Here is a 14,511-nt window from a genome sequence, read left to right on the forward strand (position 1 = left end):
CGCGGCCCCGTCTTGTCGTTCAGTACGCGTTGCGATGCACCAGGCCCTTGACCACCGTGGCCGCGATGATCCGCATATCGAGCGCGAACGACCAGTTGCCCAGGTAGTACAGGTCGCAGGCAATGCGCCCTTCCATCTTCTCGATGCGATCCGTCTCGCCGCGGTAGCCATTTACCTGGGCCCAGCCGGTAATGCCGGGCTTGACGCGGTAGCGGTGGATATAGCCGCTGACCAGCTTCTGGTACTGGTCGTCATGTTCGATGGCATGCGGGCGCGGCCCCACCACCGACATGTCGCCGCGCAGCACGTTGAAGAACTGCGGCAGCTCATCCAGGCTGGTGCGCCGCAGGAACGCGCCCACGCGCGTGATGCGCGGGTCGTTGCGCTTGGCCTGGGTCACCACGCCGGCCGCCTCGGCATGCGTGCGCATGGAGCGGAACTTGTAGATGGTGAAGATGCGCCCGTCGGTGCTCTTGCGCTTTTGCTTGAACAGCACCGGCCCGCGCGACGACAGCTTGACGGCAATGGCGATGGCGATCAGCAGCGGCGACAGGCCGATCAGCGCCGCCGCGGCAAAGAGGCGGTCGAACACGTCCTTCTGGCGCAGCGCGGTGGCCGATAGCGGCGACGCCACCAGGTTGATTGCCGGCATGCCGATCAGTTCGATGGTGCCGCTGTCGAACAGCGCCAGGCTGTGCAGGTCGGGCATGAAGCGGACATTGACCAGCTCGTCGCGGAATTCCTCCACGAACTCAAGGATGGTCCGTTCCTGCGACAGCGGCAGCGCCAGCCACAGCTCGTGGATATCCTGCGAACGGATATAGCGGTGGAAGGCGGCGCGATCGTCGAACGTCGGCACCTTCGCGTTGAGGCTGCCGGCCTGCGGCGCCACGTTGAACGCCGCCACCACGCGAAAGCCGGAGGCAGGCGCAGCCACGCCGCGCCGGATGACCGCGCTGCAGTGCGCGCCGCAGCCAACCACGGCGACCTTATGCAAATTCATGCCCGCGCTGCGGACCTGGCCCAGCACGGCATGGGTCATGAGGCGCGACACGATCAGCATGGCGCCGGTGGAGCCCGTCCAGTAGACGAACCACAGGCGCGAGATGATGTCGATATGGTGCAACGAGAACAGCACCATGACGCCGCTGAACTGCACCAGCAGCCAGGCCAGCGCGATATGGCCGGCCAGCCCGATCTTGGAGCGTCCGCGCCAGGACTCATAGATGCCGAAGGCGGGGAACAAGGCCAGCGTGAACGCGACGGAGAGCGCGATGAACACGTCGTAGAACGTGCGCTGCGACATGTCGTTGAAGCGCATGTGCGAGGCAATCGCGGCACCGGCAAACACCAGCGCGACGTCCAGAAGGCGCGCCAGCAACCCTTCGATCTTGAGCATGTTCCTCTCCCCGTTCTTCCCAGCCCTTCGCGTTTCTTCACCACTCGTTGCGTTGCTTCACTTCCTTTGCTTCACTTCCTTTGCGTCACTTCCTTTGCGTCACTCCCCCGCGCGCCACGTCACGCTTTCCTGCCGCGCCGGCACGACCTCCCCATGGTCGCCTCCGGCGGCGCGCGCGTGGCCCGGCGCTCCTTGGCGCCTTGCTCCCTTATGTTTGTGGTCCCGGGCAGCGGCCGTAGGTATCGTCGACGCGCACGATGTCGTCCTCGCCCAGGTAGCCGCCGGACTGGATCTCGATGATTTCCAGCGGGAGCTTTCCCGGGTTTTCCAGGCGATGCAGCACGCCGAGCGGAATGAAGGTGGACTGGTTCTCGCTGAGCAGGAACTGCTCCTCGCCGCGCGTGACCATCGCCGTGCCGCTGACCACCACCCAGTGCTCGGCGCGGTGGTGGTGCAGCTGCAGCGACAGGCGCGCGCCCGGCTGGACCACGATGCGCTTGACCTGGAAGCGATCGCCATGCTCGATGGAGTCATAGAAGCCCCAGGGCCTGCGCACCTTGCGGTGCGCGTCGGCCTCCGGCGCGTGCAGGATCTTCATGCGCGCGACCACATCCTTGACGTCCTGCACGTGCGAGCGATCCACCACCAGCACCGCGTCGGCGGTCTCCACCACCACGATGTTGCTGGTCCCGACGCACGCCACCAGGCGCCCGTCGGAATGGACATAGCTGGAATGCGCGCCTTCGAACACCACGCGGCCGCGCCCGGCGTTGCCTTCGGCGTCCTTGTCCATGGCATCCCACACGGCGTCCCACGAGCCCAGGTCCGACCAGCCCGCCTCCAGCGGCACCACCACACCCCGGCACGGTGAGGCCGGGTGGTCCAGGCGCTCCATCACGGCGTAGTCGATCGAGTCCGACGGGCTCAGGAAGAACTGCCTCGACGCGGGCCGGAAGAACTGCCCCTCTTGCTTGCCCTCGGCCATGGACGCAACGCACATCTCGTGGATGGCCGGATGCAATGCCTCGATCGCCTTCATCCAGACCGTGGCGCGCACCACGAAGATGCCGCTGTTCCACCAGTAGTTGCCACTGGCCACGTACTGCGCGGCAAGCTCGATCGCCGGCTTCTCGACGAAGCGCTCCATATGGCGCACGTCGTCGGGCAGCAGCTCGCCAAGCTTGATGTAGCCATAGCCCGTGTCAGGCCGGGTGGGCGGCACGCCAAGGGTGACGATGGCCCCCTCGTCGGCATGCGCGGCCGCGATCGACAGCGCCCGGTGAAAGGCGCCGGTATCGGCAATCGCGTGGTCGGCCGGCATGACCACCAGGATTGCGTCCTGGCCGCCGGCCAGCGCCAGCGATGCGGCCAGCGTGAGCGCGGGCGCCGTATTGCGCCGGGCCGGTTCCACCACCAGCCGGCCTTGCATGCCGCTGGCCTGCAATTGTTCGCTGGTGATGAAGCGATGCTCGTCGCCGCAGACGATGATGGCGTTGGGCTCGATCTCGTGACCGGCGGAGAAGCCCTGCATGCGCAGCAGCGTGGACTGCAGCAGCGAGTCCTTGCCGACCAGGTCGATCAGTTGCTTGGGGAAATGTTCTCGCGACAGCGGCCACAGCCGCGTGCCGGCGCCGCCGGCCAGCACCACGGGCGCAATGCGCAAGCGCGCGGGCGTGTCCGGCGCCACCGCAACGGCGTCCCCGGTTTGCACGGCAACAGGCTTCAGCATCTTCTTCGACATGATCCAGCCCTCCCTGGTCGGGCGCCGCGCTCTCGCTCTCGCAAGCGGCCCGTGGCGCCAATCGTCTACGCGGGGCAATGCGCGGACCTGCGGACCCGCGCATTGCCCCGCATGCCTGTTACCCCACCTTGCTGACCTTGCTGCGCTGACGGTATTCCGTGGGGGAAATCGACATGCGCTTGCGGAAGATCTTGGCCAGCCTGTCGCCATTGCCCATGCCGCAGCGCCGTGCCACCTTGTCGACAGGCAGCTCCGTCTCGGCCAGGAAACTGCAAGCGGTATCCAGGCGGGCGTGCAGCAGGTAGTCGGACGGCGTCACGCCCATTTCCAGCTTGAAGCGGCGCAGGAAGTTGCGCTCGCTCATGGCCGCCACCTGCGCCGCATCGGACACCGAGATGGATTGCTCGCAGTGCTCATGCAGCCAGCGCGCGGCCGCCCGGATCTTGTCACCCGCGCTGGTCGCACCGGTATCGGCGAGCCGAGGCATCAGGCGGGCGGTCCAGGCGGGCATCACGCGGGTACCGACCGCGCGTGCCACGTCGAGGCCGAGATCGCGCTTGATCAGCGTCAGCGCACCCCTGACGAGTTCGTACTGCTCGCCGGACTCATCCGAGGCATGCAGCCCGAACACGGGATTGCGATGCTCGTCCTCCTGCGGCTTGAGGACCCCGGCTGCCGCCAGCACGGCCCGGCCTTCGGCGATGGGCCGCACCGTGGGAGTGCGGGGGGAGACGACGCGCAGCCAGCGCAGCAGCCGCTCGTCTGCCGCGGCGGTATGGGCGCCCGCGCCACCGGCGATGAAGAGCACATCGAAGCCGATGAACTGGCGCGGATCGAGGCCATCCGTCCAGACCCGTACGGACGCGGAGCAGGCAACGCTGCCCCCGTCGACCGAGAGAAGGCGGACGTCATAAGCGGATTCTTTAGCCGGATCGGACGCGGAACATTCATTAGCGGTCTGGAATAGCTCAGCCACCAAACCCGCGCCCAATAATGAAAAACCATCGAACAACAAAATGCCGACGCGCCGAGCGGCGCACTTTGAACGGTTAGTTGAGGCATGAAGCCAACTAACCGTTGTGGGTTCGAGTTGGGCGTACGGCATGATTTTCCCCAAAAAAATTGTTGATCCGTTCTTGCGCGAATTTATTGGTGTTGCAATGCATCCTAGCGATCCCAGATCCAGACGAATACGTCCGTGTCGGAAAGTAGCGAGATGTTGGCGGAAGGCATCCGCCGCTCCAAAATTCCATGCAAGCCGTTGTAAATACAGCCTTTTTGGGTAGCGACCTCACCTAAAATCGCCTGTCCCAGTGTGCTGTTCTGCAACCATGTCCTACTCTACGAGGAATGATGCGTTGCACCAAACGCTGCACCAATTGGTGCGTTACCTACCGAACATAAGTGTCGGAATAGGTGCACGAATGCGGGAATCCGACATTAATTCCACTATTTGGGGTGGAGCTTCGGCCACACTGAAACATAGATAAAATCATTACCAACATTGAAATTTATTACAAATTAATTAATGCCATGGACCAGCCATTCGGATATATCGCCCGATGGCCATCGCCGATCTTTTTTGTTGTTCCGGGGATGAATGAAAGATTTATGTCTCGCCGAGACGCAGGAGGGCTTTGCCGTCACAGGACGGACGGCTTGCTTGACCAGGGGGACTGAAAGCGTGGCGCGCGAGCGCTGGCGGCCGGTCGCTGAACCCGGCGCAACCCGGTGACGGGTGCAGTCGGCGCGAGCGCGCAGGACTAGTACCCTTGCGCAGCGTGCCGCGACACGGCCCGTAGTGCCCGGGCCTGTGCATACGCAAATTTGGGGCAGCAGGCCAGCCTCATCCCGGCCAGCGCGCGCGCATGATGTGCAGCACTTCCGCCAGCGCGAAGCCGGCTTCCGCGCCTCGCCACTGCGCCAGCGCCGTGACGCCTTCGATGCTGACCAGGTGCCCCGCTCCCTCATGCATTTGCGACCGGTGCCTGCGCAACGCTTCCACCTTGCGCGGCCAGGTGGCGCTCACATCGATATAGAGCGAGCCTCCCAGGGGATTGACGATGCCGCCGCCGCCCCAGCACGTGGCCGGATACTCATAGGCCGCTACCAGGTGGGGGGCATGCTTGGCGGGGTTCAGGCGCGTGGCGGCAACGCCGGTCTCCCAGCAATAGCGATGGTCCTGGTGCGAAGACGACAGCGGGATCAGCACCTCGTCCGGCTCGAAGCGGTTCTGCAGCGCGTCCAGCATGCCGACCATCTGCGCGCGCGGAAAGCTGTCCAGCACCCCATCGAGCCCCCGTGTCAGGACCTCGGTCGTCTGCACGCCAAGCACGCTCATCGATTCGGAGAACTCGTCGAGCCGTTCTTGCTCGGTCACCTCCCGGCCCAGGCATAGCGACCGGCTCTTCCCTACCGTTGCCAAGGCCACCATCACTTCGCCGCCGGCATCGATGACCCGGGCCAGGTATGCGCCCACGCCCAGCTCCGCATCGTCCGCGTGCGGGCTCAAGACGAGTACACGCTTGGGTTCCATATCTCCTCCGGTTCTTATCCCGTGACGCCAGGCGCCCCAGGGCACCCGTCACGCCGTGCTGATCAGCCTGCGCGCCAGCGCGCGGTATTGGTCGGCCGTGTCCTTGAGCGTCAGGCCATCAAGCGAGCGCGCGACCCGCGGCTGCGCCAGCGCCCTTGTCAGCGCCGCGCCATAGGCGGCGGCATCGCCGGTGTCCAGCAGTTGCACGCCCGCGAAGTCGCGGGCGAAAGCAAAGGCGGGAATGCCGCTCGCCACGACCGGCATGCCTGTCGCCAACGCTTCTAGAAAGGCAATGCTGTGCGCCTCCGATGCCGACGGCATGGCAAACACGGATGCGCCCGCCAGCAGGTCCGGGATGTTGGTCTGCGGCCCGTTGACCCGCACCTTGTCGGCCAGGCCCAGCTCTTCCACCAGGGCGCAGACCTTGACGTAGTAATCGGGATCCTCGATCACGCCATACATCTCCAGCCGCGCGTTCGGCACGCTCTTGAGCGCCTCGCGGAACGCCAGCACGGTATGCAGCTGGTTCTTGATCGCCGCATAGCGGCCCACCTGGATGACGAGCCGCGACGCCGCCTCGCGCTGGCCCGCGGGCCGCACAAAGAAGCGGCGGGTGTCCACGCCGTTGGGGATCACCGCCATCAGCGGGTGCGTGCCCACCGAGTTGATATAGTCGCGGATATTCCCCTGCGACACCCCGATCACCGCGCGGGCGCGCGTGGACAGCATCCGCTCGACGTAGCGGAACACGGTGCTCTCGAAATCGTTGGCGGCGGAGTGCATCACGTAGACCACCGGCACCCGCGACGGCAGGGCCCGCGCATAGAAGGCCGGGATGGTGGCGTGGGCGAAGATGATGTCCGGCTGGTAGTCGCGCAGCACGCCGCGCAGGTGCCAGAGCCGCCCGGCCAAGCGCCGGGGCTGGTCCGGAAACAGGCACAGCACGCCAGCCGCATCGAGCTGCGTGCGCAGCGCCGCGAAGTCCTCCTGCTGTGGCATCAGGGCCGACACGCAGACCGTGTCGCCGTGGGCCTGCTGGTAGATGGCCAGGTCTTTCGCCAGCATCTCCGCGCCTGACAGGCGCGGCGCCAGCACAAGATGGAGAATCCGCATCACACCCTCCTCATTTTCAGGATCTGGTAGAGCATCCATGCCGCCGCGACCGCCAGGCCCGCCGTCATCGACCAGGCAATGCCTTGCGCGCCCCAGTAGCGGGTGGCGGGCGGCACGGTGGCCAGCAACACGCAGACCTGCAGCACCGAGGCATGCGTGGCGGCCTTGGGGATGCCCACGGCGCGCAGGTAGGCGACCAGCACGGCAATCAGCCCGCCAATCGCCATATTGATGGTGAAGATGCGGAACAACGGCACCGCGCCGAGCCAGGCCGGCCCCAGCACCAGCAGGAACAGTGGCTCGGCCACCAGCCGCAGCAGCACCACCACGATCGCCAGCCCCAGGCCGCCGATCAGCACGAAGCGGCGCAGCAGCACCGCGTCGGAGCCATCCTGCTTGCGGAAACGGGCGGCAAAGGTGGGAAACAGGTATTGCGAGATCGCGATGCCGGCATCGGCGAGCAGCATCTGCGCGAACTTGGACGACATCTGGTAGGCGCCCAGCTGGGCCGGGCCGAGCAGCTTGCCAACGATGACCTTGTCGAACTGGTTCAGCAGCAGGTTGACCACGCTGCCCGCCCAGATCCAGCGGCTGAAGCCGACGTAGTGGCCGATGCCGGCCCACTGGAGGCGCAGCGGTGGCCGGGGGCTCATGCTCAGCCAGGTGAGCGCGGTCTTGACGGATTCGCCGGCCAGCAGCCCGATCAGGATCGACATGGCGCCCGCGCCCGCGAAAGCGCACGCCAGGCTGACGGCGCAGTCGGTGCCGGCGGCCGCCACCTCGATCCCGGCAATATGCTGGAAGCCCCGGTCGCGGGTCACCACAAAATAGGCCGGCGAGGCCAGGCCGCGAATCAGCGGCAGGGCGGCAGCCAGCTGCAGCAACAGCAAGGAGCCCGCGAGGTGGAACTGCGCCTCCAGCAGCGGCGCCAGCGCGACCAGCAGCAATGCCACCCCCGCGCCACGGCACGTCAGCGCGGTCCAGAGCGCACTGAGCTGGTCGGGGGTGGGCGTTTGCTTGTCCTGCACCACTGCCTGGGGCAAGCCGGTATCGCTGAGCGCCTCGGCAATCGCCACGGCCAGCAGCGCCACGGCGGCGATCCCGACCGCCGACGGGCCCAGGATGCGCCCGACCATCAGGAACTTGACGGCAACCAGCCCCCGCACCAGCACCTGCTGCCCCAGCACCCACGCGGCCGAACTAGCATGCAGGCCGGTCAGCGGCAGGAAAAAGGCATTCCTCAGGGATCTGGCCATATTGCCCCAACATTGGTTGAGCACCGATGCCAGGCACCGGTGCAGCCAGCACGGGCATCCGTGCCGGCCCGGCCGGCGCCGTGCGCCAGCCATGAAGCACAACTTACCGTAGGCGCGGCAACAGGAATCGCCATCGCCTAGCGTTAATCCGTCACATGCGTGCGGCGCCGGGGCGGGCTTGCGCAATCGGCTCTCGCTGGCCCTCGCTGTCCCTTGCTGGCCCTTGCCCGCCTCCGCCCGCCTTTATCCGCCAAGCCGGCCCGCAAATTGGCGTCCGGCGCAAAGACGGCGGTGTTAGTGTGGCAACATCCGCAACCCGCCGCACACCGGGCTCGCCCCACCGTGCATGAAAAACGCGATGTCCGAGCCAACCGCACTGATCATCGAGCACGATTTCACCGGCCACCGCTGGCGCTACGTCGAATGGGCGGTACAGGCCTACACGGAGGCCGGCTACCACTGCATGGTGGTGACCGACCCCGGCAACCAGGCGCATCCGCTCGCCCAGCGCATGCTGGCCGGGCAGAATCCCGCCGCCAGCATCGTCTTTACGCAGCCACCGCCCGCGGTGGGCAGCGGCCTGGGCAAGATCAGCTATGTCCGCTTCTGGCGCACTTTCCGCCATGCCTTCCAGGTCGCGGCCGGCCTGCGCGACATCTCGCTGGTGGTGGTGCCCTATGCCGACTACTTCCTCTATGTGCTCCCGTTGCTTGGCTCGCCGTTTGCCAAGGTGCCATGGGTCGGCATTACGATGCGCGCAAACTTCCATCACAGCAAGGTGGGCGTGAAGTCCCCGCACCAGCCGCTGGTGAACGCGGTCAAGACGTGGCTGTTCCGGCGTGCCGTGGAGTCCGGCGGCATGAAGACCCTGCTGTCGATCGACCCGACCCTTGCGCAGTGGTATCCGCGCGGCAACGGCCGCACCGCCCTCGCCTACCTGGCCGATCCCTGTCCCGACGCGCTCCCGGCCGATCCCGCGGCCGCCAGGCAGCGGCTGGGGCTGGGCCAAGGCCCGGGACGCAGCGCCGGCACCTGCCTGCTGGTGTACGGCGCAGTCACGGAACGCAAGGGCATTTGCGAACTGGTCGCCGCGCTGGCCGGCCACCCGCGCGCGCCCATGCTAGTGATTGCCGGCCAGCAGGACCCACAGACGCGCGCGTTCCTGCAGGCGGCCGCGTCCACGCTGTCACCGCCGCCCGTGATCTTTGACCGCTTCATCACCGACGAGGAGGAGGCGGACCTGTTCTCCGCCTGCGACGCCGTCTGGCTCGGCTACAAGGGCCATTACGGCATGAGCGGCGTACTGGTGCAGGCCTACCGCTTTGGCAAGCCCGTGATCGCCACCACCGACGGCCTGATCGGCTGGTTCTGCCAGGGGCAGGAGCTCGGGCCGGTGCTGGAGGACCTGTCCGGCCCCGCCATCCAGCGCGCGCTGGACCAGTTGTCCTGGCCCGTGGCGGCCACGGCGCCGTCGGCCGAATCCGCCAGGGCCCACCTGCTGGCCCGGCATACCTTGAACGAATTCAAACAAACGCTGCGCCGCGCGGCTGCCTGACGCTCGCTTGCGTGACAAGACACAAGCAGTACCCGTTCGGGGGTGCCGCTGCCCGCGCAGCCATGGCAACGCCATGGCCACGAACCTACATCGCCCAGGGTCACAGCATGCCGTGCGGATCGCACCGGCAGGAGGCCTTTTGCATGCATCGCACAGTAGACGCGTACGCGCGTTGCCACAGCCGCTTCGTCGAACTGGATTTCGTCAGGGGCCTGGCCATCATCGCCGTCATGGGCATTCACTTCCACACCGTCGACACCGGCAGCCGCCTGATCTGGCTGCTTGAATATCCGCTAAAGAACTTTGGGCGGGAAGGCGTCACGCTGTTCTTCACGCTCAGCGGATTCCTGGTGGGCGGGTTGCTGCTGCGGCAGTACGCGCAGACCGGCACCGTGGACGCGTGGCGCTTTTTCATTCGCCGGATCTTCAAGATCTGGCCGGCTTACTACCTGCTGATCCTGGTCCACGCGTTGTCTGGCCATCATGCACGCAACACCTTCTTGCTGCAGAACGCGACGCATCTGCAGAACTATCTCGGCAGCTCCATCGCGCAGACCTGGAGCCTGGCGGTGGAAGAACACTTCTACTTGCTGCTGCCCATTGCGCTGCTGCTGTGCGCGCGATTGCGCCTGACACCGGAACGGTTGCTATGGCTGCTCGCGGCGGCCTGCATGCTGGTCTTGCTGGCCCGCAGCGCGGCCGTCGCCGGCGGCGACATCCGGGGCGCCTACGTGTACACGCAGTATCGCGTCGACAGCATGCTGTTTGGCGTGATGCTGGCAGTCCTGTACTGGATGAAGCCCGGCATCTACTGCAAGCTGGCGGCACGGCGCGGCTGGCTGGCTGCCGCGGTGGCGGGGCTGCTGGCATGGCTGCTGTTCTGCCAGGCCGATATCGTCGTCGAGGAGAGCATCGGCTTCACCATCCAGTCCATCGGCTTCATTGCCCTGATCGTGCTGGTGCTGGAGCATTCCGGCCGCCTGCGCGACAGTGTCGCGTACCGGGCCGTCGCCTGGATCGGCGTGTATTCCTATGGCATCTACTTGTGGCACACGGTGGCGCGCACGCCCGGCGCCCTGATGATTCATGCGGCCTTGGCACATGGGCTGCCGCCGGCGCTGGTCTGGGTGCTGGCGCTCGTCATGCAGTTCACCATTGCCATTGCGGTGGGCTACCTGACCACCCGTGCCGTTGAATTGCCCTTCCTGCGGCTGCGCGACGCGCTCTTTCCGGCGGGCCCGCGCGGCGGCGCCGACGTGCTTGGCAAGGACAAGATCGGCGCTTGACGTCGCGGCCATGCCGCACCACGCTCCCGGCGTAGTGCGGAGCCGCCAAAACGCCCCTTGCGAAAGGCCAATCGCGCCAAATTGCGGGCCAGCCACGTTTTCACGTTCGATAATTTTCTCGACAGGAACGTAATGAATGAATTCGCGTTCCTGCGAATGCAAGATGCAGGATGCAGCGCGCAATACGATGGATTCTTCCGCGCGGCGATGCCCAGCATTGCCGAGAGCGCCGCGGGGCCACCCAGTGAGAGGCGGAACATGGATACCGAAGCATTTGCCGATTGTCTCGATGTCGTCGGCGATCCACGCGGGGCTGGCCGTGACACCAGTCGCGAAGCCAGTCGCGAAAGCAACCGCGATGCAAGCCGGGACAGCCTGGCCAGCCCGCCGGGACACCGCGTCATCGACCTCACCCGCGCCGGAAAGGGCAACTACGTGCGCCGCCGCAGCCGGCTGGTCGAGGCGGCCTGGTTCCTGGTCGAAGCCGGCATCATCAACAATAAACTGAATCCGTTCTCCGGGCTGCGTGTCGCCCTGCTGCGCCTGTTCGGTGCACGCATCGGCCAGCACTGCCGGCTGGTCCACCCGCTGCGCGTCAAGTCACCCTGGAACCTGGAAGTGGGCGATGGCTGCTGGTTCGGCGTGGATGTGTGGATCTACAACCAGGCCAGCATCCGCATCGGCTCCAACGTCTGCATCTCGCAAGGCAGCTTCCTGACGGCAGGCTCGCACGACGTGGACAGCAACATGGACTTGCAGGTCGCGCCGATCGTGATCGAGGACGGTGTGTGGATCACGTCCAAGTGCGTCATCCAGAAGGGCATCACCATCGGCCGCTCGGCGGTGGTCACGCCACTCTCGGTGGTGCATCACTCGCTGGAGGCCGAGGGTATCTACGGCGGCAATCCGTGCCGGTTCATCCGCAAGCGATTCGACCCGCCCGGGCACGCTGGCGTCACGACCCCGTCCGGCACCCTATAAGGAGAACAGCATGGATTACCAGGCAAGCCGCGACGTCAACCCTGCCAGCCGGTCCATCGAACTCGATTTTGTTCGCGGGCTGGCCATCATTGCCGTGATGGGAATGCACTTCCACACGGTCAGCACCGGCAGCCAGTGGGTCGCCCTGATCGAGTATCCGCTCAAGAACTTCGGGCGCGAAGGGGTCAACTTGTTCTTCACGCTGAGCGGCTTCCTGGTCGGGGGGCTGTTGCTGCGCCAGTACGCGCAGAGCGGCAGCGTGGATGCGCGGCGCTTTATCGTCCGCCGCATCTTCAAGATCTGGCCAGCCTACTACGCTCTGATCCTGTTCCATGTGCTGGCCGGCCGCCACCCCACCAGCACCTTCCTGTACCAGAATCTCACGCACATGCAGAACTACCTCGGCTCCTCCATTGCGCAGACCTGGAGCCTTGCCGTGGAAGAACACTTCTACCTGTTCCTGCCGGCGCTGGTGCTGCTGTTCGCGCGCTTGCGCGTGCGCGCCAACACCATCCTCTGGACGCTGGGCACCTTGTGCGTGGTGGTGCTGGTCGCGCGCTGCGCCGCGGTGGCCAGCGGCGAGCTGGAAGCGGCCTCCGCCTACACGCAATATCGCATCGACAGCCTGCTCGTCGGCGTCATGCTGGCCACGGTCTACTGGATGAAGCCGGAACTGTACCGCCGCATCGCCGGGCAAAGGCTGTTGCTGCTGGCCGTGGTGGCGGGCACGATTGTCTGGCTGGTATTCCTGCAGCGCAACCTCGTGCTGGAAGAGAGCATCGGCTACACCATCCAGGCCATCGGCTTTGCCGCGTTGATCGTGCTGGTGCTCGAATACTCCGGTGCGATACGCGGCGCCAAGCTGTACCGCGCGGTGGCGTGGATCGGCGTGTATTCCTACGGCATCTATTTGTGGCACTCCGTGGCGCTGGCCCCCGGCGATGTGTTTATTCGCAAGGCAAGCACGTTTGGCATCCCCGTCATGGTGGCGTGGGGGCTCGCCCTTGCGTTGCAGTTTGCGATTGCGATCGTCGTCGGCTACGCTGCCACGCGCGCGATCGAGTTCCCCTTCCTGCGCATCCGCGACGCGCTGTTCCCGGCCCGCCGCCGCAGTACGCCTGCCGCACAGCCGGCCGAGCAGCACGCCGCGTGAGCTGACCCGACGCCGTCCCCGCGGGCGTAAGCCACGTGCCGCGCGGGACTCGAGTTACCGACTGCCAACAGCCTGGGGCCATAGCCTTTCCCCTGGGGAGGAAGGCAGCAACCGAGCGGCAACTGAGGAATCAAGGTGAATCACAGTGGCTAGATATACACAGTCCTTCAAGGAACGCGCCGTCGCGCGGATGCTGCCTCCCGAGAACGCCAGTGTTGCGCAAGTGTCCGCCGAGACGGGGATATCGCCGGCAGCGCTGGAGCGCTGGCGCGCGGTAGCCCTCGCCCCACCACCGACCGACCCGCCCGGCGCCGGCGAAGCGCGCCTGGACGCCGTGCTTGCCACCGGCACCATGGGCGAGCTGCAGAAGACCGCCTGGTGCCGTGAGAATGCGGTCGACCCGACCGAGCTGGAATGCTGGCGGCAGAGCGCCGCGGCTGCGCTGGCGGACAACCGCGGGATTGGCGCGGTGCGCAGGCGGCATGAGCAGGATCAGAAGCGGATTCGGGAGTTGGAGAGGGAGTTGAGGAGGAAGGAGCAGGCGCTTGCCGAGACGGCGACGTTGTTGGTGTTGACTAAGAATGTGAGTTCGTTGTTTGCTGCGCCTGAGGATAGGTGATTGTGGTTTTGGTGAGTGTGATGGAGGTTGTTTTGGCGCTTCTAGCTGCTGTCGCGGTTCTGTACAGGGTTGACCGTTTTCCCGCTCTCGAGATTTAATCGCTCCTAGTCCCGCTGACGCGGGGGGTGTCTCTTGTGGGCGGGGTTTTGATGCTTTTAGCTGCTGTCGCGGCTGTACAGGGTTGGCCGTTTTTGTCCTCTATCGAGATTTATTCGCTTCTAGTCCCGCTGACGCGGTGGTGGCTCTCGTGGGTGGGGTTTTCATGCTTCTAGCTGCTGTCGCGGCTGTACGGTGTTGGCCGTTTTAGAACGTGTGAGATGTCACTTTTCTTTACTCGTAAAGAAAAGTAACCAAAAGAAAGCGATCCTTGCAGGAGGCTGGCGTGGCGTCATTGGGGACCCCAATGATTTCGTGGTCAGGCCCCGGGTTCTAATGACCTCGTGCCGTTACCAGTTTAGATCATCACGACGCTGCCGATGCCCAGGGTTTCGTGGTGGCCCCCACCGGTAGCCACCACCACGAATTTCAGGCCGTCTGTCGCTCGCGGCGCGGGCGGCCACGAAGTTGCAAGCGTCCCGTTTTCGTCGTGGGCGCGGTGGCACCGGATTGATGGGTCGAAGAATTTCCACCGCGCCCACCCCACCACGAAACCATCATGGCGTGATATATCGTGGCGCTTTGCGCCGGTACCGGCAGATGGGTGAATAGGCACGGATGCTGCTGCCGGGGGCCTCACCACGAAACCAGCGTCATTAAAAGGATCGTGGCCATTTAAACCGGTAACGGCACGAGTGAATTAAAACCCGGGGCCTGACGACGAAACCATTGGGCTGCGCAATCCCGATACGCCAGCCTCCTGCAAGGATCGCTTT

General features: G+C 65.5%; 11 protein-coding genes. 5 read left to right on the forward strand and 6 right to left on the reverse strand.

Annotated features, from left to right (window positions below; all coding sequences use genetic code 11):
- Nucleotides 1–19: 19 nt before the first annotated feature.
- The 6 genes from ACYP5B_RS42995 to ACYP5B_RS43020 form a co-directional block, all read right to left on the reverse strand.
- Entirely contained in the window at nt 20–1,399 is a 1,380-nt protein-coding gene (locus tag ACYP5B_RS42995) for an undecaprenyl-phosphate glucose phosphotransferase (protein ID WP_459573659.1), read from the reverse strand.
- Nucleotides 1,400–1,607: 208 nt separating this feature from the next.
- Nucleotides 1,608–3,140, reverse strand: coding sequence for a mannose-1-phosphate guanylyltransferase/mannose-6-phosphate isomerase (locus ACYP5B_RS43000; RefSeq protein ID WP_459573660.1), 1,533 nt, complete (start codon nt 3,138–3,140; stop codon nt 1,608–1,610).
- 118 nt (nt 3,141–3,258) lie between these two features.
- Nucleotides 3,259–4,245: a GlxA family transcriptional regulator gene (locus tag ACYP5B_RS43005; protein ID WP_459573688.1), complete on the reverse strand. Its 987-nt coding sequence runs from the start codon at nt 4,243–4,245 to the stop codon at nt 3,259–3,261.
- Nucleotides 4,246–4,986: 741 nt separating this feature from the next.
- The gene (locus ACYP5B_RS43010; protein WP_459573661.1) at nt 4,987–5,676 is read right to left on the reverse strand and encodes a PIG-L deacetylase family protein; all 690 of its coding nucleotides are present in this window, start codon (nt 5,674–5,676) and stop codon (nt 4,987–4,989) included.
- Between the two features lie 48 nt (nt 5,677–5,724).
- Nucleotides 5,725–6,789 (reverse strand): glycosyltransferase family 4 protein, encoded by a 1,065-nt coding sequence (locus ACYP5B_RS43015; protein ID WP_318234433.1) that lies wholly within the window; start codon nt 6,787–6,789, stop codon nt 5,725–5,727.
- Nucleotides 6,789–8,045, reverse strand: a complete 1,257-nt coding sequence (locus tag ACYP5B_RS43020; protein ID WP_459573662.1) for an oligosaccharide flippase family protein — start codon at nt 8,043–8,045, stop codon at nt 6,789–6,791. Before ACYP5B_RS43020 ends, ACYP5B_RS43015 begins: the two co-directional genes overlap by 1 nt.
- Before the next feature lie 358 nt (nt 8,046–8,403).
- On the opposite strand from ACYP5B_RS43020, the gene ACYP5B_RS43025 reads away from it, so the two are divergent.
- The 5 genes from ACYP5B_RS43025 to ACYP5B_RS43045 all read left to right on the forward strand — a co-directional run bounded on the left by ACYP5B_RS43025 (nt 8,404) and on the right by ACYP5B_RS43045 (nt 13,639).
- A complete protein-coding gene (locus ACYP5B_RS43025) occupies nt 8,404–9,600 on the forward strand; it encodes a glycosyltransferase (protein ID WP_400092940.1) in 1,197 nt (398 codons plus the stop codon).
- A 143-nt stretch (nt 9,601–9,743) separates the two neighbouring features.
- Nucleotides 9,744–10,886, forward strand: coding sequence for an acyltransferase family protein (locus tag ACYP5B_RS43030; protein ID WP_459573663.1), 1,143 nt, complete (start codon nt 9,744–9,746; stop codon nt 10,884–10,886).
- A gap of 258 nt (nt 10,887–11,144) precedes the next feature.
- Nucleotides 11,145–11,867, forward strand: a complete 723-nt coding sequence (locus ACYP5B_RS43035) for a DapH/DapD/GlmU-related protein (RefSeq protein ID WP_459573665.1) — start codon at nt 11,145–11,147, stop codon at nt 11,865–11,867.
- A 10-nt stretch (nt 11,868–11,877) separates the two neighbouring features.
- Nucleotides 11,878–13,020 carry an acyltransferase family protein gene (locus ACYP5B_RS43040; protein ID WP_400092946.1) on the forward strand — a complete coding sequence of 381 codons (1,143 nt, stop codon included), beginning with the start codon at nt 11,878–11,880 and terminating at the stop codon, nt 13,018–13,020.
- A gap of 145 nt (nt 13,021–13,165) precedes the next feature.
- Entirely contained in the window at nt 13,166–13,639 is a 474-nt protein-coding gene (locus tag ACYP5B_RS43045) for a transposase (protein ID WP_459573666.1), read from the forward strand.
- Nucleotides 13,640–14,511: the final 872 nt, after the last annotated feature.

The sequence above is a fragment of the Cupriavidus sp. 8B genome (genome assembly GCF_054589115.1).